Source organism: Methylobacterium sp. C33D (assembly GCF_053345825.1).
In genome coordinates, this window is record NZ_JBKFAV010000002.1 from 232,958 (window position 1) to 249,417 (window position 16,460).

Below are 16,460 nucleotides of genomic sequence, written 5' to 3' on the forward strand. Positions count from 1 at the left end.
GGGCGGGCGCCGGGCCGTGGGTAGGTGTCGCGCGGGCCATCAGAAGCCCGTCCGCATGTCGAGGGCGGTGTAGAGGCCGCCCTTGCGCACGTGGTCGTGGACGTAGCCGGCCGAGAGGCCGAGCTGCACCGCGCCGATCTGCATGCCGCTCAGGTGCCCGCCGACCCGCCACTGCCGGTAGTAATCGTCCCCGAGGGCGGCGAATTCCGGCCCGACATAGCCGCCGGCCAGCGCCGCGACGCCGAAGCGGACGCGGCCGTAATAGGCGTTGAACGCGGTGCTGTAGGTGCCGGTCGCGTGGAACATCGTGAAGGCGGTCGGCCGGGCGTAGTAGTCGAGCGCCGTCTTCAGGCCGACGCCCGTGCGGGCGACCGTCTCGGTCAGCCCGGATTGCGCGACCTCGTCGCGGCGCACCGCGAGGCCGACGTAGCCGCTCAGCACGCTGTCCGGGCCGACGAGGGCGTAGCCGGCCATCGCGGCGAGGTCGGCCTGCTGGCCGACGGCGCGGGGGGCGCCGGGGCTCTCGGCGCGGTACGATCCGATCAGCCCGTCGACCCGCACGCGGACGCCGCTGGTGAGCAGGTCGCCCGCGGGAGCCGCCGTCACGGTGGCGCTGGCGAATTGCGAGCCCTGCGAGGCGATCGCCGCCGAGGTGTCGACGGCGACGATCCAGGCATCCGGGCCGGCCGGGGTCTCGGCCCCGGTGTACCAGTCGGCGGCCCGGGCCGCGGGGCATCCCGCCGCGGCCAGGGCCGCGGCCCACCCGATGAGGCTGCGATGCATGTCGATACGCTACGTGACTTGCAGGACACCGACAGAATCCGGCCTCTATCCCTAACCACTCCTTTCCGGGGTGCGGACAATACAGAGCGAAGAAGGATTAGGCCGCTATATGTCGGTCTGCCCGCAGTCGATCCAGTAGACGTTGCAAGATCTCGCCGGGGCCGCGCAGCACCCGCAGGCATTCGTCCGCGGGCCGGCGATGCCCACAGGCTGTGGACGGGCCGGCCGGGCCTAGGCCGGCCGGCCTAGTCCGGCGAGGATCCGCGGACCGGCGGCTGCCGCGGCCGCCCGGTTGGCGACGCCGAGGGTGCGCAGGAGGGCGGCGACGTGCACCTTCACGGTGCCCTCGCCGAGATCGAGTTCCCGGGCGATCTCCTTGTTGGAGCGCCCGGCCACGATGCGTTCGAGCACCTCCCGCTGCCGGCGGGTCAGCGACACCTCGCCGACCGGCGGCGCGGCCGCGCTGGGCGGCGGGTCCGCCATGAAGGGCGGCACGTAGATCGCGCCGTCGAGGATCGCCGAGACCGCCCGCAGAACTTCCGCGGTCCCGAGGGTCTTGGGCACGTAGCCGTGGCTGCCGGCGGCCAGCGCCGTCAGCACGTCGGCCCGCGCGGTGGAGGCCGAGACGATCGCGGCCTTGACCGCCGGGTAGCACTCCCGCACCGCCGCCACGGAGCCGGCGCCGGCCATGCCGGGCATCTGCAGGTCGAACAGCGCCAGGGCGGTCTCGGGTGTCCCGGAGAGGGCGGCGAGCGCCTCGTCCAGGCTCGCCGTCTCGATCACCCGCGCGAAGCCGAGCTGCCGGGACAGCAGCGACGCCATGGCGAGGCGGAAGAACTCGTCGTCGTCGGCCAGGATCGCGACGCGGCCCTCGGCGCCCGCGCCCGGTCGGGTCGTCGTCATGGCCGCGCTCCCGGGGCGCTCCGGAGGGACGCGGTGCCGCCGAAGATCAGCGCCCGGGTCTCCGCGACGGCCGCGGCAGCGAGGTCGCGGGCGCGGGCGAGCAGGGCGTCGAAGGTCACGTCGTCGCCGGCCTGTTCCAGGGCCGCGCAGGCCCGGCTGAGCGGCATGAAGCCGAGGAGGCCGCTCGCGGCCGCGAGGGCGTGCGCCTCGGCGCGCAGCGTCGCGCGCCCGGCCGAGGTCTCGGCGGGTCCGGGATCGGGCGGAGCGAACGCCTCGGCGGCCCGGGTCTGGAACTGCCCGAGGAGCCGGGCCAGCGTGTCCGGGGCGATCAGCGCCATGTTGTCCGCGTAGCGGGCGCGGTCGAGGGTCGGCTCGTCCTCCGGGGCCGCAGAAGCGGGCGCGCCGACGGGGTCGCCGACGGGGTCGCCGAGCCACCGCGCCACGGCGGCGCAGAGCTCCTGGGGCTCGAACGGCTTGCCGAAATGGTCGTCCATCCCGGACGCCCGGAACGCCTGCACCTGATCCGGCAGGACGTTGGCGCTCATCGCCACGACGGTCACCCGCGCGGCCGGGCCCGGCAGGCAGCGGATCAGCCGCGTCGCCATCATGCCGTCGAGGCGCGGCATTTGGACGTCCATCAGGACGAGGTCGTAGGGCGCCGCCTCGACGGCGCGCACCGCCCCGATGCCGTCGGCCGCGACGTCGACGACGTGCCCGGCGGCCCTGAGCACGGTGCAGGCCAGCTCGCGGTTGATCTCCACGTCCTCCACCAGGAGGATGCGCCCGGTGCGGCCGGGCCGCGCCGGTGCCGACCGGACGGCGGCCGCGGCGGCCGGCGCCCGCGGCAGGGTCAGGGCGAACCAGAAGGTCGAGCCGCGTCCCGCCGCGGAGACGAGGCCCATCGCGCCGCCCATCAGCTCGACCAGCCGCCGGCTGATCGCGAGCCCCAGGCCGGTGCCGCCATAGGCGCGGCGGATCGAGCTGTCGGCCTGCGAGAAGCGCTGGAACAGCCGCTCCTGGCGGTCCGGCGCGATCCCGATCCCGGTATCGGTGACGCTGAACCGGATCGTGTCGCCGTGCGGGCCGGACTGCTCGCGGACCAGATCGACGCTCACCCGGCCCTGCGGCGTGAACTTCACGGCGTTGTTGAGGAGGTTCAGCAGGATCTGCCGCAGCCGCCCGGGGTCGCACACCACGCGGTCCGGCAGCGCGGCGTCGATCCGGGCGACCAGATCGAGCCCCTTGGCGCGGGCCGGCGCCTCGACGATGCCCAGGCATGCCTCGACCAGGGGGCGCAGCGCGACGGGCTCCGGGTCGAGGTTGATCGCCCCGGCCTCGACCGACGAGAAGTCCAGGATGTCGTCCACGACGGTGCGGAGGTTCGCCCCCGCGGTCGCGGCGAGTTCCGCGTAGCGCCGGAGATCGCCGTCGAGCCGGCCGGATTCGGCCAGCAGGCCCGCGAAGCCGATCACCGCGTTGAGCGGCGTGCGGATCTCGTGGCTCATCGCCGAGAGGAACTCGGTCTTGGCCGCGTCGGCGCGCTCGGCCTCGGCCCGGGCCGCCTCGGCCGCCGCCTTGGCGGCGATCAGCGCGCGCTCGCCGTCCTTCCGGGCGGTGATGTCGAGGGTCAGGCCGACGATCCGCGCCGCGACGCCGTCCCGGTCGCGATGGGGGCGCCCGATCGCCTGGATCCAGCGGCAGCCGCCGCCCGCGTCCGGCACCCGGAACGCGACGTCGAAGGTCCTGCGCTCGGCCGCGGCCGCCCGCACCGCCCGCAGGGTCGCGGCGCGGTCCGCGGGGACGACCCGCCGCATCCCCTCGGCGACGTTCACCACCGCCGGACGGTCCCCCGAGAAGCCGAGGCGGCGCGCGCTTTCGGGCGACAGGATCAGGTCGCGGCTCGCGAGGTCGAGGTCGAACAGGCCCGCGCCCGCCGCCTCCTGGGCGAGGCGCAGGAGCTCGCCCTTCTCCACCAGGGCCTCGCGGGCGCTGACGATCTCGTCGATATCGAGGGCGGAGCCGAGCCAGCCGATCAGGTCGCTGCCCATGTGCAGCGGCCGGACCACGAACTGGTGCCAGCGGAAGCGTCCGGCTCGGTCAACGACCCGGCCCTGGATCTCGCTCGAGCGGCCCTGCACGCGGGCCTTCGCGTAGGCCCCGGCGATCCGGTCGGCGTCCTCGGGGTGGAACCGGTCCGTACGGGCCGCGCGGGTGGTGGGGATCGGGCCGCAATAGGCCTCGAAGGCCTGGTTGACGTAGATCGTCTCGCCCGTGTCGGCCCGCTCCATCCAGACGAGCTGCGGCAGCGTGTCGACGAGGGCGCGGTAATGGTCGCGGCTCGTGCGCAGATTCGCGTAGGTATGCTCCGGCTCGGAGGCCGCGCGGACCGTCACGACGCGGTCCTGCGTGCCGGCGATCGCGCGCACGACCAGCACCGTCGCGACCCAGCCCGAATCCCCGCCGCGCATCCGCACGAGCGCCGTGTCGGACCGGTCCGCGGCGTCGGCGAGGGCACCGGCATCGTCCGGGTGCAGGGCGTCGCGCAGCGGCTGCCCGACCAGGGCCTCGGCGCCCGCGCCGAGGATCGACGCGCCGCCCGCGGACGCGAAGGTCACCCGGCCCGCGCCGTCGAGGCGCAGGATCAGCCCGGCCGCGGCGTCGACGATCTGGCGCAGGGCCTCGGTCTCCGGAGCGGGGGCGCCGGGGCGGGCGGGCTGGGCGAGGGACAGGTCTGCGCTCATCGGCTCCGACACGGGCGGGCGCGGAACTGGCGCGCGGGCGCAATGTCGTGGCAGAAGGTTAACCGGCTCTTTACCTTAATCGAGAATGTATTTGTCTTTATTAGGTCGGTGTGTGTGTCTATCGTCAAGATGAGATCGTCCTGCCCGCGAGGGCACCATGCGTGAGGCCGGCGACCGGCGCGCGGCGCCCCGATTTCCGGTCACGCTCTCGGCCCGGGTCCGGGACGCGGCGCGCAGCTATCGGGCGGCGATCCTCGACGTCAGCGCGGGCGGCCTGCTGATGGCGATGCCCGACGGGTTCGCGGCCGCGCCCGGCACGGTGCTGGTGATCGACGCCGCGATCCTCGGGACCGTGCGCGCCCGCGTCGTGACGACCAGCGCGCGCGGGCTGCACGTCCAGGTCGACGCGGACGCGGAAGCCTACGCCCGCGCCGTGCAGCGGGTCTCGCGGATCGCGCGATCCTGGTAACGCCGGGCTCAGGTGTTGAAGTCGAGCAGCCGGGAACTCGCGAAATCGGTGTTGCGGGCGCCGTCGCTGCCGTAGCCGATGGTCCGGCTCTGCGTCCGCTGCATCTGCTGGATGAAGGATGCGAGCGTCTCGCTGGGGCTGAGGGGCGCGTCGCCCGAGGCGGTCGGGTCCTCGGACGCGCCGGGGGTTCCGGTGAATGCGGAGCTTGCCGAGTGCGCCGCCGCCGCGTCGGACGGGCCGGCGGGCGCTCCGGTATCGGGCGCGGTGAGCAGCTGGCGGAGAACGCCGCCCTGGTCGCCGGTGATGCGGCCGGCGGTGATCTGCTGGTCGATGAGGGCGTCGATGCGGTCCCGCATCCGGGCCGGATCGAGAGCCGGCGCCGCCGGGACCGTCGCCGCGCTGCTCGACGTCGCCCGGCTCGCCTCGGCGGCCGGGACGCCGGTCACCGGCTCGGGTTGCGGGGTGCTGCCGTCGAGAACGCGCTGCGTCAGGGACGTGCTGAGCCCGGCGGGGGGCGGTCCTGACACGGCATTCATCGCGGCACGCACAAACCCCAGAGGCCCTACGACAGCCCCCGTGTGTGATCGGTTAGTGTTAAGGCTGCCTTACGGGGGCGCCGGACTGTCCGGCCGGGCCGCCGCGGGGCTCGGGCTGCCGCGGGGCTGGGGGCCGAGGCGCGGGCTCTCGGCTGCCCGCGCCCCGGGACGACCGTCTCCGGCCCGCCCTTTTCGTTGTCGCTCCGTCCCATCCCGGCGCGCGCCGGGCCCGGCCGGCACCGAAAAGTTCCGGCGTCCCAGGCCCGGCGCGCGTAAGATAAATATCGTTCAAGCCTTTCCGCTAAAAAGACCAGATCTGTAGAGAACCTACTGTATTTACAAATAACATATCTATCCGCTGTGGCGATGTCTTGACTTCGGTCTCGGCGTGCGCGCTGATGCAGGCTCGCAGTGCGGCGCCGCCAGTCGACTGGTAGGCGTTGGCTGCAAGATCAATTTTCGGCTGTTCGTCCTCGCGTTTCGCGGAGCGGCAGGTCCCGGCGAGTCTGGCGCCGTCTCGGTGTCACGGGCCACGAACCGGCGATCCGGTCCGCCGGTGTCCGGGGCCGCCCGGCGGTGATCGGGCGCGGCGCCGAGGGCCGTCGGCCACGCCACCGAACGCGCGAGTGCAGGCAGCCGTCCAACGGAAGCGCGTCGGTTCATGAGCGGTGCCACAACGTCCGTCAGCATCGTGACGCAGACGACCATCCGGCCGGAGAGCGCGGATGCCTTCGCCCGCTGGCAGGTCGACACCAACGCCGTCGTCGCGACGTTCCCGGGCTTCATCGAGCAGCAGCTGATCCCGCCGCGCCCGCCGCTGCAAGTGGACTGGGTGATCGTGCAGCGGTTCCATAGCCTGGATCAGGCCAAGGCCTGGCTGGCCTCTCCCGAGCGGCAGGCCCGCATCCAGGGCGCGACGCCGATGCTCGTCGGCCGCGACGACGTCCACATCGTCAAGGACGACGCCAGCGCGGCCCGGACCTCGCCGGTCAGCGCGGTGATCAGCACCCGCGTGAAGCCCGGCATGGAGGCGGCCTACCTCCGGTGGGAGCAGAAGATCGCGGCCGCGCAGTCGCGGGCGCCCGGCATGCAGGGCTACCGGTTCGAGCCGGCCGTTCCGGGGGTTCAGGAGGACTACGTCGCGATCCTGCGCTTCGACAGCGAGGCGAACCTGCGCACCTGGATGGACTCGCCCGAGCGGCAGGCCCTGGTCGCCGAGGCGGCGCCGCTGACCGCGGAATTCCACACGCGGACGGTGCAGAGCGGATTCGAGCAGTGGTTCCGCAACGTCGCGCCGCCCGGGGGCGCGGCGCCCGCGGCGTGGAAGATGAACATGATCGTCGTGCTGACGCTCTACCCGACCGTGTTCCTGTGGGGCGTCCTGGTCGGCACGCCGATCCTTGCCGGGATGCTGAAGGTGGATTTCCCGGTCGCCCTGTTCATCGGCAACGTGTTCAGCGTGCTGCTCACCGCGCAGATGGTGCCCTGGACGGCCAAGCGGCTCAGCTGGTGGTTGACCCCTGAGCCGGAGCGCCGGACCCGGGTCAACCTGCTGGGCGCCGCGCTGCTGATCGCCGCCTACGCGCTCATGATCCTCGCGTTCTGGAAGCTGTTGTGACCCGCGTCGCGCCGGGGCAGGCTCCGGGCACCCGCGCTCGTGCCGCGCCCGCCGCGCGGCGTCGGTCGGGGGAGGGGCGCACCATGCTCCGCTGGCTGTCCCGGGGAAGCCCGTTCTCCGCGGCGGCGCTGCTGCTGATCCTGGCCTGTGGGACCGGACTGGCCGGTCTGGCCGAGGCCGAAACGACCTCGGATGCGGCCGCGACACCGGCTTCCGCTCGCGCTGGAGAATCCGGCGGGGCGCGCCGGCCGCCGCCGGCCGCGGCGCCGGCGAGCCGTCATGGGGCCAGCATAGCCGTCGCGGCCGCGACCGCGATGGCGGCCCCGCCCTCGTTCTTCGGCTTCTCCGACACGGTCGTGAGCTACCGGTTCCAGGGACCCTCGGCGGAGCCCGGCCTGTTCGTGCGGCGCCCCAACGGCACCGCGCAGGGCGGTTTCGCGCCGCGCGAGGTGCCCAAGAACGTCCTCAACCTCTTCCACGCCAATTCGTGGGCTTACGGCACCAACCTGCTCTCCCTCGACATCCTCAGATCCGGATCCCAGGACCCGGCGGGCGACAAGGAGCGCCCGTTCAAGGATTACGGCGCGACCGAGGTTTACCTGATCTACCGGGGTGTCCTGAGCCTGAACAAGATCTTCGAGACCGAGTCCATCGCGATTCCCGGATTTGTCAAAGACGTCGGCCTGTCGTTCGGAGCCGACATCAATACTAAGAACACGTATTTCGATGCCGAGAAGCGGGCTGGCACGTTCGGTCTGAGCTTCGCCTTCGACGTGCCGGCCGGCTTCGTGAACCTGAAGGTTCAGGGCTACAAGGACTTCTCGCGCAACGGCTTCGCGGGGAACGGGCCCACGCCGGGCATTCCCGGGAGCGGTGCCGTGCCGGGCTTCGACTACGCGCACTTCCGCAGCGTCGAGTTCAAGATGACCCCGGAATTCGAGATCACCTACACGATTCCGCTGACCTTCACCGGGCTGCCGCTGTCGCTGGCGGGCTTCAACACCATCGTCCTGCCCAAGGGGCGCTACGGCACGATCAACCAGAACGACACGCAGCTGGAGTTCGTCTCACAGACGAATCTCGTCCTCGATGTCGGGCAACTGCTCGCCGACGCGCCCAACCGCGTCGAAGTCTTCGCCGGGTTCCAGTACTGGCGCAACAAGTTCGGCGCCGATCCGCGGCGCACCATCAACACCGAGGAGAAGGCCCTGATCGCCGGCGTGGCCTACCATCTGAAATGAGCCGGCCGCTCCCGGCCCTTGGCGCCCGGCGCCGGGGGATCAGCAATCCAGGGTCGTGTCGCGCTCCCACTGGGTGAGGTGCTGGCAGTAGGCGTTCCACTCCTCGTTCTTGAGCTTGAGATAGCTCGGCACGAAGGGGCCCAGGGCCTCGCCCAGGATCGCGCTGCCCGACAGGGCGCGCAGGGCGTCCAGCATGTTGAGCGGCAGCCGCTTCAGGCCCTCGACCGTGTGGCCGTCGGTGTACATGTTGATGTCGAGGCGCGGGCCCGGATCCCTCTGGTTGCGGATCCCGTCGAGGCCCGCCGCCAGGATCGCGGCCTGGAGCAGGTACGGGTTGACGGCCCCGTCGGCGAGGCGGAACTCGAACCGTCCCGGCCCGGGGATGCGGATCATGTGGGTGCGGTTGTTGCCCGAATAGGTCACGGTGTTGGGCGCCCAGGTCGCCCCCGAATTGGTCCGGGGCGCGTTGATCCGCTTGTAGGAATTGACGCAAGGGTTGGTGATCGCCGCCAGCGCGTCGGCCGAGTGGATCAGGCCGCCGATGAAGTGGTAGCCCGTCGGCGACAGGCCGCTCGGGTCGGACGGGTCGGTGAAGGCGTTCCGCCCGTCCCGCCAGAGGGAGACGTGGGCGTGGCAGCCCGAGCCGGTCAGGTCCGCGAACGGCTTGGGCATGAAGGTCGCGCGCAGGCCGTGCTTCTCGGCGATCGAGCGCGTCATGTACTTGAAGAAGGCGTGGCGATCGGCAGTCACGAGGGCGTCGTCGTAGTCCCAGTTCATCTCGAACTGGCCGTTCGCGTCCTCATGGTCGTTCTGGTAGGGCTTCCAGCCCAGGGCGAGCATCGCGTCGCAGATCTCGCTGATCACGTCGTAGCGCCGCATCAGCGCCGACTGGTCGTAGCAGGGCTTGGTCTGCCGGTCGGACATGTCGGCGGGCTCGGCGCCGTCGGCGGTGATCAGGAAGAACTCGCACTCGACCCCGGTCTTCATCTGGAGACCGAGATCCGCCGCCTCCGCGATCAGGCGCTTGAGCAGGTTGCGGGGCGCCTGCTCGACGGGACGCTCGTCCATGACGAGATCGGCCGGCAGCCAGCCGACCTCGGGGCGCCAGGGCAGCTGGATCAGCGCGCCCGCGTCGGGGATCGCGAGGAGGTCGGAATCGGCCGGGCTCATGTCGAGCCAGGTGGCGAAGCCCGCGAACCCGGCGCCGCTCCGGCAGGTGCTGGCGATCGCCGCGGCCGGTACGAGCTTGGCGCGCTGGGTCCCGAACAGGTCGGTGTACGAGACGAGGAAATACTTGATGCCGCGCTCCTTGGCGGCGGTCTCGAGATCGAGCGACATCGCATGCACCCTCACTAGGGCCGACGAGGGCCGGAACGGGGAGGGGTCGCCCGGCGGCGGCCCCGGTCTCTCGGAGCGCGGTCGTCAGCGCGCGGCCGTCACAACCCGGCGCTCACGGCCCGGCGCTCACAGGCTGGCCTTGCCGGGGATCCAGTCCGTCCCGGCGAGCGGGACCTGGGCCATGGCCGCGGCCTCGATCGTCAGGGCCACGAGGTCCTCGGGCTCCAGGTTGTGGAGGTGGCTCTTGCCGCAGGCACGGGCGATGGTCTGCGCCTCCAGGGTCATGACGGCGAGGAAGTTGGCGAGGCGCCGGCCGCCCAGCACGGGGTCGAGCCGCCGGGCGAGCTCCGGATCCTGCGTGGTGATGCCCGCCGGGTCCTTGCCCTCGTGCCAGTCGTCGTAGGCGCCCGCCGTGGTGCCGAGCGCCGCGTACTCGGCTTCCCAGCGGGGATCGTTGTCGCCGAGCGCGATCAGCGCCGCGGTGCCGATCGCCACCGCGTCGGCGCCCAGAGCCAGCACCTTGGCGACGTCGGCACCGGAGCGGATGCCCCCGGAGACCACGAGCTGGACCTTCCGGTGCAGGCCGAGATCCTGGAGGGCCTGCACGGCGGGCCGGATCGCCGCCAGGGTGGGGATGCCGACATGCTCGATGAACACGTCCTGCGTGGCCGCGGTGCCGCCCTGCATGCCGTCGAGCACCACGACGTCCGCGCCGGACTTCGCCGCGAGGGCGGTGTCGTAGTAGGGGCGGCTCGCCCCGACCTTCACGTAGATCGGCTTCTCCCAGTCGGTGATCTCGCGCAACTCCTCGAGCTTGATCGCGAGGTCGTCCGGGCCGGTCCAGTCCGGGTGGCGGCAGGCCGAGCGCTGGTCGATGCCCGGGGGCAGGCAGCGCATCCCGGCGACCCGCTCGGTGATCTTCTGCCCGAGCAGCATGCCGCCGCCGCCGGGCTTGGCGCCCTGGCCGATCACCACCTCGATGGCGTCGGCCCGGCGCAGGTCGTCCGGGTTCATGCCGTAGCGGGACGGCAGGTACTGGTAGACCAGGGTCTGCGAGTGGCCGCGCTCCTCCGGGGTCATGCCGCCGTCGCCCGTGGTGGTCGAGGTCCCGGCGAGGCTCGCGCCGCGCCCGAGGGCCTCCTTGGCGTTGGCCGAGAGGGAGCCGAAGCTCATGCCGGCGATGGTCACCGGGGTCTTCAGGCGGATCGGTTTCGAGGCGAAGCGGTCGCCGAGCACCACCTCGGTGCCGCACCGCTCGCGGTAGCCCTCCAGCGGGTAGCGGCTGATCGAGGCGCCGAGGAACAGCAGGTCGTCGAGATGCGGGAGCGCGCGCTTCGCGCCGGCGCCGCGGATGTCGTAGATGCCGGTCGCCGCTGCCCGGCGGATCTCCGCCATGACCTCGGGGGTGAAGGTCGCCGAGGTGCGCGGCGCCGTGCGCGGGGGCGTCTCGGCCATCAGTAGGCTCCGGCGTTGTCGACGTGGAAGTGGTAGAGGCTGCGCGCGGACCCGTAGCGGCGGAACTCGCCCGGATCGACCTCGCCCGCGAGCCCCGCGGCCGCGAGCTTCGCGTAGAGCTGTTCCCGGTGTGCGTCGCCCATCGGCCTCTCGACGCAGTCGGCGCCGAGGCTCGTCACCGCGCCGCGGACGTAGAGCCGGGCCTCGTAGAGCGAGTCACCGAGCGCCTCGCCGGCATCGCCCAGCACCGTCAGGGTTCCGGCCTGGGCCATGAAGGCCGACATGTGGCCGATCGACCCCTTCACGAGGATGTCGACCCCCTTCATCGAGATGCCGCAGCGCGCGCCGGCATTGCCGTCGATCAGGAGCAGGCCGCCCTGGGCGGTGGCGCCGGCCGACTGGCTGGCGTCGCCGCGCACGTGGACGACGCCCGACATCATGTTCTCGGCCACGCCGACCCCGGCATTGCCGCCGATCACGACGGTGGCCTGCTTGTTCATGCCGGCGCAGTAGTAGCCGGCATTGCCCTCGATCTCGACGTGGACCGGGGCGTCGAGGCCCGCCGCGATGGCGTGCCGGCCGTCCGGGTTCACGACCGTCCAGCGGGTCTCGTTCGTGTCCGGCCTGAGGGCGTGGAGGGCGCGGTTCAGGGCGCGCAGCGGCTCGGTGCGCAGGTCGACGGTCGGCATCAGTGGCGCTCCCAGGCGTAGACCTTGGCGGGTTCCGGCTCGAAGACCCGGGCGGTCTCGATGCCGGGCAGACCCACGAGGGCGCGGTACTCGGAGCCGAAGGCCACGTAGGCGTCCGTCTCGGCCATGACGGCGGGCTTGCAGGCGATCGGGTCGCGCAGGACCGCGAAGCCCGTCCGGGTGCCGACCACGAAGGTGAAGAACCCGTCGAGATCGGTCAGGCTCGCCTGAAGGGCCTCTTCGAGGGAGGCGCCGGCGCGCATCCGCCAGCTCAGGTAGCCGGCGGCGACCTCGGTGTCGTTGCTGGTGGCGAAGCGCACGCCCTCCCGGCGCAGACGCCGGCGCAGGTCGTTGTGGTTCGACAGGGAGCCGTTATGGACGAGGCACTCGTCGAGCCCCGTCGAGAACGGGTGGGCCCCGTTGGTGGTCACCGCGCTCTCGGTCGCCATGCGGGTGTGGCCGATGCCGTGGCTGCCCGCCATGCCGGCGAGGTCGAAGCGGTCCGCCACCGCGGCGGGCAGGCCGACCTCCTTGTAGATCTCCATCCGCCGGCCCGCGGAGACGACGTCGATCTCCGGCGCGTGGTCGGCGAGCCAGGCGCGGACAGTGTCCGCCGCCGCCGCGTCCACGGTGAGCACCGTGTGGGTGTTCCGCGCGCGCGCCGCGCAGTCCTGGCCGGTCTCGGCCTCGAGCCGGGTCACGACGGTCGCCAGCGCCCGCGCATCCGCCCCGCGCAAGGTGAGCTTCACCCCCGCGGCGGTGTCGCCGTAGACGGCGAAGCCGGCGCTGTCGGGGCCGCGATCGGTCATCGTCTCCAGCATCGCGGAGAGCAGCGCGCCGAGCTGCGGTTCCAGGCTCGGAGTCTTCAGGAATAGTCCGACGATCCCGCACATGACGCTGCGAACTCCGTGCCGCCTGCCGGCATACGGCTCGCACGGCGTCCCGGATTCGTCAACTGAGGATCACTAAAATTTCCTGCTGAGAAATTCAGCACCGTCTGCGACGGGGCCGGGCAGACGGGCGCGCCGCGTTCACTGCCGGGGATAGGCGATGATCGACAGGTAGGTCATCGGCCGCTTGATCAGCGCCTGCGGCCCGTGCAGCGCCTCGGCGTCGAACAGGAGCGCGTCGCCCGGCTTGAGGTGGTAATCCTGCCCGGCATGGCGGTAGCTCACCTCGCCGCTCAGCATGTAGATGAACTCGACGCCCGCGTGGCGGAAGCCGGTATAGACCTCGGCATCCTCTTCCAGGGTGATGAGGTAGGGCTCGAGCACGGTCTCGCCGCGGATGCCGGCGCCGAGCAGTTCGTAGATGTGCCCGACCTTGGTGCCGCGCCGCTCGATGACGACTCCGGTGCCCTTCTTCACGTAGGAGCAGTCGCGGCTCTCCTCGAAGGCGGCGAAGAGGGTGGTGATCGGCACGTTGAGCGCCTTCGCCACCGCGTTGACCGTGGCGAGCGACGGTGAGATCTGCCCGTTCTCGATCTTCGAGACCATGCCGGGCGAGATGCCGGCCGCCGCGCTGAGATCGGCGACCGAGAGTTCCCGCTCGCGGCGCAGGGCGCGGACCTGGTGCCCGAGCGCCCGTTCCAGGCTCTTGCCATCCTCGGTCGGCGCGTTCGAACCGGTATTCAGCATGGAAGGCCCGCGAACTGGATGACCCCGCGGCCGGAAGCGTCCCGGCCGGTCGATCCACGGTCCATAGCCGATTGCACCGCGTTCCGCAGGCCCGCGGCCGGGGCCGGCGGGCCGGCGTGTCCCGGCCGCGCGGCCTCAGGCGCGGCCTCAGGCGCGGACGAGTTTGCCCACGACGGCGAGCAGCTGCTCGGGCTTGAACGGCTTGGTGATCCAGCCGGTCGCCCCGGCCGCCTTCGCCTGCTGCTTGATCCCCTCGTCGGATTCCGTGCTCAGGAAGAGGATCGGCACGCCGGTGCAGCTCGGCAGTGTCCGCAACTGCTTGATCATCTCCAGCCCGTTCATCACCGGCATGTTGAGATCGGTGATGACGAGGTTGACGGTCTCGCTCCTGGCTTTCGCCAAGCCCTCCGCGCCGTCACCGGCCTCGATCACCGTGTGGCCGGCCGGGCCGAGCACGACCTTGATCATCTGCCGGATGCTGGGTGAGTCGTCGACGGCGAGGACAGTGGCCATGACAGGTATTCCGTTCTTGCGGCTGGGGCGCGCCTAGAGGAGCGGCGCGCTGGGGAGTGCGATCGCGGCGCGCTGGAACGCGCTCTCCACCGCCGGGGGGACGTTGACCAGCGCGATCCCGGAGGCTCGGCGCCGCGCCGTCGTGTCGGCCGCGAGCACGATCTGGACGAAGGTGACGTCCGCGCGCTCGACCGCCGCGCAGTCGAGGGTCAGGCGCCCCGCGCCGGCGAGCGCCGCCGTCAGCGTGTCGTGCAGCGACCGGACGGTCCGGATGGTGCAGTCGGAACCGAGCGTGACGACAGGGGCCTCGGACATGCGGGTTCGTACCCTCGACGACAGACTTGCGGGGCGGCGCGCCGCCGCGTTCGAGTCAACACCGCGGCGGGTAAATTCTTCCTGAAGGTTCTGACAATCGAGGGCGGCTGACGCGGCCGCGGGCCCAGCATCGGGCGATGGTCGGGTCGGCATTGAACAGTCATTCTTAGCTAATACTTCGATCTGCGTCGACCGTTGCAGCCATCGGCCGAGCGATAACGCTTTCTTTAACGGCGATCCCTAGCCTTGGGCGGGCACCGACCGTCGGATTGCCGCTTGACCCGCGCGCATCGGACGACGCCGAGAGATCCGCCCGCCGATGTCCTTCCAAGTCGCCCACGACATTCTCAGGCAGGTCCCGGCCCGGTTCCGCCGGCCCGATGACCGGCGCGGATCGGGCCCGGCGCCCGGCGCCGCGATGCCGGCGGCCCCGCTCGCGGAGGTGGCCGCGTCGGCCGGCGCGCCCGAAGCCGCGCCGCCGGTCGCGATGCCGCCCGAGCCGGCGCATGCGGCCGATCTGCTCCAGGCCTGGCTCGGCCTCTCGGCGCAGCAGCGGACGCTGCTCGACGCCCTCGTCGCCGAGCTCGGGATCGTCTCAACCGACGTGGAGGCCAACGTCCACGGCCTGTCCAACCGGTTCCAGAACATCGCCGCCGCGACCTGCGAGCAGTCGGAGATCGTCCGGGGGCTCGTCGCCTCGGTTCAGACCGTCCGGATCGACGACAAGACCCTGCAGCTCGGCGACGTCGCCGCCGGCCTCGGCGAGACTCTCACCGCGCTGATCGAGCGGATCACGCTGATGTCGTCCCGCGGGTCGACCCTCGCGCAGGGGCTGGCGGGGGTGCTCGAGGGCCTGTCGTCGGTCGAGGGCAGCGTCGCGCAGATCGAGCGGATCAACCGCCAGACCAACCTTCTCGCCCTGAACGCCAAGATCGAGGCGGCCCGGGCTGGCGCCAGCGGCGCGGCCTTCGCGGTGGTCGCCGACGAGGTGCGCGGCCTCGCCACGACCATCAACGCCCTGTCGGACGTGATCAAGCAGCAGATCGGCACCATGGCGGCCGGCCTGCGCGGCAGCCACGCCCTGCTGGGCGACATCGCGGCGATCGACATGTCCGAGGAGAGCCGGACGGCCGAGACGCGCGTCCGCATGGTGATGCGGGCGCTGGTCGAGCAGAACGCGCAGGTCGCGGGCATCCTGCAGCAGACCGCCGAGACCACGCAGGCGATCACGCAGGACGTGTCGGCGGCGATCGTGGCGATGCAGTTCCAGGACCGGGCCAAGCAGCGCATCCAGAACGTCGAGGGCCTGCTGCGCGCGGCCGGCGCGGAACTCGGCCGGCTCTCCGCCGACAGCGCGGAACGCGGCGCGGCGCCGGGCGATGCGGCCGACCCGGCCTGGATCGAGGCGGCGATCGCCGGCTGCACGCTGGGCGAGGTCCGGGCGCGCCTGACGGAGCGGCTGCTCGGCGGTGCCCCGGCCACCGGGACGCCGGCCGCCGACGCTGCGGCCGCCGACGATCTGGACGGCATCGATCTGTTCTGAGCGCGCGCGCCGCGCGGGCGCGGTCCACGGGCAACCCGTCCGTGCCCGGTCGGCGGTCGCGCCGCGGCCGGGCCTTCCGCAACGGACCGGCCGCGAACGGCCCCGGTCCCGATTCCCCCTCCCGATCCGATCCACTCGCCGCCCCCCGCGCAGGGCTGCCGCGGACCGCATCCGCGCGGCTGCGAAGCGATGCGCCGTGCCGGGCGGAGCCGCGTCGGGCGGCGCGCCCGGGATCCTGTGATCCCGGGCTCACACGATCGATGTATCCGATAATCAATTGCTTCAAAAGCTAGGCAGATATACTTCTCATTCAAGATCGAAATCTGCTCGTTAACCGAAAATTTCTGGAGTGATTTTATACAACCGATGACGTCGAGCGGCGGGTGCTCGTCGTGTCCTGTCGTCGCGCCAACGTCGCGCGCCGTGACGGTCCACACGACGGCCTGATCGCGCAGCACTCGGCCCGCGTCCGGAGTTGGAGCATCCGTTCGCGCTCAGGATCGGGCGGTCCGTTCTGTATCTGCGTCCTGTGTTCGGGGGTCCGATCGTTCGATGACTGCTCTGGAACCGACGGAGATCTTTCGCGCGGAGGCGGCCGAGCTGCTCGCGTGCCTGGAGGCGACGCTGCTCGACCTGGGCGACCGGCCCGAGGACCGGGCCCTGATCGACACCGCCTTCC

At 71.9% G+C, this 16,460-nt stretch carries 15 protein-coding genes; 4 read left to right on the forward strand and 11 right to left on the reverse strand.

Annotated elements, in window-relative coordinates:
* Positions 1 to 39 precede the first annotated feature (39 nt).
* The 3 genes from bcsS to ACLBXO_RS02460 form a co-directional block, all read right to left on the reverse strand.
* A complete protein-coding gene (gene bcsS / locus ACLBXO_RS02450) occupies positions 40 to 783 on the reverse strand; it encodes a cellulose biosynthesis protein BcsS (protein ID WP_331316786.1) in 744 nt (247 codons plus the stop codon).
* 231 nt (positions 784 to 1,014) lie between these two features.
* Positions 1,015 to 1,686: a response regulator transcription factor gene (locus tag ACLBXO_RS02455; RefSeq protein WP_331316784.1), complete on the reverse strand. Its 672-nt coding sequence runs from the start codon at positions 1,684 to 1,686 to the stop codon at positions 1,015 to 1,017.
* A complete protein-coding gene (locus ACLBXO_RS02460; protein WP_447684400.1) occupies positions 1,683 to 4,427 on the reverse strand; it encodes an ATP-binding protein in 2,745 nt (914 codons plus the stop codon). The genes ACLBXO_RS02455 and ACLBXO_RS02460 overlap by 4 nt, the downstream gene beginning before the upstream one ends.
* 157 nt (positions 4,428 to 4,584) lie before the next feature.
* Here ACLBXO_RS02460 and ACLBXO_RS02465 point away from each other — a divergent pair, with 157 nt between their 5' ends.
* Entirely contained in the window at positions 4,585 to 4,896 is a 312-nt protein-coding gene (locus ACLBXO_RS02465; RefSeq protein ID WP_331316782.1) for a PilZ domain-containing protein, read from the forward strand.
* A gap of 8 nt (positions 4,897 to 4,904) precedes the next feature.
* Here ACLBXO_RS02465 and ACLBXO_RS02470 read toward each other — a convergent pair whose 3' ends face one another.
* Complete coding sequence (locus ACLBXO_RS02470; RefSeq protein ID WP_331316781.1) at positions 4,905 to 5,423, reverse strand: hypothetical protein; 519 nt, start codon at positions 5,421 to 5,423, stop codon at positions 4,905 to 4,907.
* A gap of 670 nt (positions 5,424 to 6,093) precedes the next feature.
* Between ACLBXO_RS02470 and ACLBXO_RS02475 the strand changes: the two genes are divergently transcribed.
* On the forward strand, positions 6,094 to 7,050 hold the full coding sequence (locus tag ACLBXO_RS02475; RefSeq protein ID WP_331316780.1) for an antibiotic biosynthesis monooxygenase: 957 nt from the start codon (positions 6,094 to 6,096) through the stop codon (positions 7,048 to 7,050).
* An 83-nt stretch (positions 7,051 to 7,133) separates the two neighbouring features.
* A complete protein-coding gene (locus ACLBXO_RS02480) occupies positions 7,134 to 8,291 on the forward strand; it encodes a hypothetical protein (RefSeq protein WP_447684401.1) in 1,158 nt (385 codons plus the stop codon).
* A 39-nt stretch (positions 8,292 to 8,330) separates the two neighbouring features.
* Here the strand turns inward: ACLBXO_RS02480 and glnT are convergent, their stop codons facing one another.
* The 7 genes from glnT to ACLBXO_RS02515 form a co-directional block, all read right to left on the reverse strand.
* Positions 8,331 to 9,629 (reverse strand): type III glutamate--ammonia ligase, encoded by a 1,299-nt coding sequence (gene glnT / locus ACLBXO_RS02485; protein ID WP_331316779.1) that lies wholly within the window; start codon positions 9,627 to 9,629, stop codon positions 8,331 to 8,333.
* A 126-nt stretch (positions 9,630 to 9,755) separates the two neighbouring features.
* Positions 9,756 to 11,084, reverse strand: a complete 1,329-nt coding sequence (locus ACLBXO_RS02490; protein ID WP_331316778.1) for an FMN-binding glutamate synthase family protein — start codon at positions 11,082 to 11,084, stop codon at positions 9,756 to 9,758.
* Entirely contained in the window at positions 11,084 to 11,773 is a 690-nt protein-coding gene (locus tag ACLBXO_RS02495; RefSeq protein ID WP_331316777.1) for a GltB/FmdC/FwdC-like GXGXG domain-containing protein, read from the reverse strand. Before ACLBXO_RS02495 ends, ACLBXO_RS02490 begins: the two co-directional genes overlap by 1 nt.
* Positions 11,773 to 12,666 (reverse strand): class II glutamine amidotransferase, encoded by an 894-nt coding sequence (locus ACLBXO_RS02500; RefSeq protein WP_331316776.1) that lies wholly within the window; start codon positions 12,664 to 12,666, stop codon positions 11,773 to 11,775. Before ACLBXO_RS02500 ends, ACLBXO_RS02495 begins: the two co-directional genes overlap by 1 nt.
* 138 nt (positions 12,667 to 12,804) lie before the next feature.
* The gene (locus ACLBXO_RS02505; RefSeq protein ID WP_331316772.1) at positions 12,805 to 13,410 is read right to left on the reverse strand and encodes a helix-turn-helix domain-containing protein; all 606 of its coding nucleotides are present in this window, start codon (positions 13,408 to 13,410) and stop codon (positions 12,805 to 12,807) included.
* A gap of 147 nt (positions 13,411 to 13,557) precedes the next feature.
* Positions 13,558 to 13,923: a response regulator gene (locus ACLBXO_RS02510; RefSeq protein ID WP_149309184.1), complete on the reverse strand. Its 366-nt coding sequence runs from the start codon at positions 13,921 to 13,923 to the stop codon at positions 13,558 to 13,560.
* Positions 13,924 to 13,956: 33 nt separating this feature from the next.
* Complete coding sequence (locus tag ACLBXO_RS02515; protein WP_331316770.1) at positions 13,957 to 14,238, reverse strand: STAS domain-containing protein; 282 nt, start codon at positions 14,236 to 14,238, stop codon at positions 13,957 to 13,959.
* A gap of 319 nt (positions 14,239 to 14,557) precedes the next feature.
* On the opposite strand from ACLBXO_RS02515, the gene ACLBXO_RS02520 reads away from it, so the two are divergent.
* Positions 14,558 to 15,781: a methyl-accepting chemotaxis protein gene (locus ACLBXO_RS02520; protein ID WP_447684402.1), complete on the forward strand. Its 1,224-nt coding sequence runs from the start codon at positions 14,558 to 14,560 to the stop codon at positions 15,779 to 15,781.
* The last annotated feature ends 679 nt before the right edge of the window (positions 15,782 to 16,460 follow it).

Excerpts from the sequence above, each read along its gene's own strand:
- bcsS (WP_331316786.1), bottom strand. The coding sequence starts at position 783 with ATGCATCGCAGCCTCATCGGGTGGGCCGCGGCCCTGGCCGCGGCGGGA.
- ACLBXO_RS02455 (WP_331316784.1), bottom strand. The coding sequence starts at position 1,686 with ATGACGACGACCCGACCGGGCGCGGGCGCCGAGGGCCGCGTCGCGATC.
- ACLBXO_RS02460 (WP_447684400.1), bottom strand. The coding sequence starts at position 4,427 with ATGAGCGCAGACCTGTCCCTCGCCCAGCCCGCCCGCCCCGGCGCCCCC.
- ACLBXO_RS02465 (WP_331316782.1), top strand. The coding sequence starts at position 4,585 with ATGCGTGAGGCCGGCGACCGGCGCGCGGCGCCCCGATTTCCGGTCACG.
- ACLBXO_RS02475 (WP_331316780.1), top strand. The coding sequence starts at position 6,094 with ATGAGCGGTGCCACAACGTCCGTCAGCATCGTGACGCAGACGACCATC.
- ACLBXO_RS02480 (WP_447684401.1), top strand. The coding sequence starts at position 7,134 with ATGCTCCGCTGGCTGTCCCGGGGAAGCCCGTTCTCCGCGGCGGCGCTG.
- glnT (WP_331316779.1), bottom strand. The coding sequence starts at position 9,629 with ATGTCGCTCGATCTCGAGACCGCCGCCAAGGAGCGCGGCATCAAGTAT.
- ACLBXO_RS02490 (WP_331316778.1), bottom strand. The coding sequence starts at position 11,084 with ATGGCCGAGACGCCCCCGCGCACGGCGCCGCGCACCTCGGCGACCTTC.
- ACLBXO_RS02495 (WP_331316777.1), bottom strand. The coding sequence starts at position 11,773 with ATGCCGACCGTCGACCTGCGCACCGAGCCGCTGCGCGCCCTGAACCGC.
- ACLBXO_RS02500 (WP_331316776.1), bottom strand. The coding sequence starts at position 12,666 with ATGTGCGGGATCGTCGGACTATTCCTGAAGACTCCGAGCCTGGAACCG.
- ACLBXO_RS02505 (WP_331316772.1), bottom strand. The coding sequence starts at position 13,410 with ATGCTGAATACCGGTTCGAACGCGCCGACCGAGGATGGCAAGAGCCTG.
- ACLBXO_RS02510 (WP_149309184.1), bottom strand. The coding sequence starts at position 13,923 with ATGGCCACTGTCCTCGCCGTCGACGACTCACCCAGCATCCGGCAGATG.
- ACLBXO_RS02515 (WP_331316770.1), bottom strand. The coding sequence starts at position 14,238 with ATGTCCGAGGCCCCTGTCGTCACGCTCGGTTCCGACTGCACCATCCGG.
- ACLBXO_RS02520 (WP_447684402.1), top strand. The coding sequence starts at position 14,558 with ATGTCCTTCCAAGTCGCCCACGACATTCTCAGGCAGGTCCCGGCCCGG.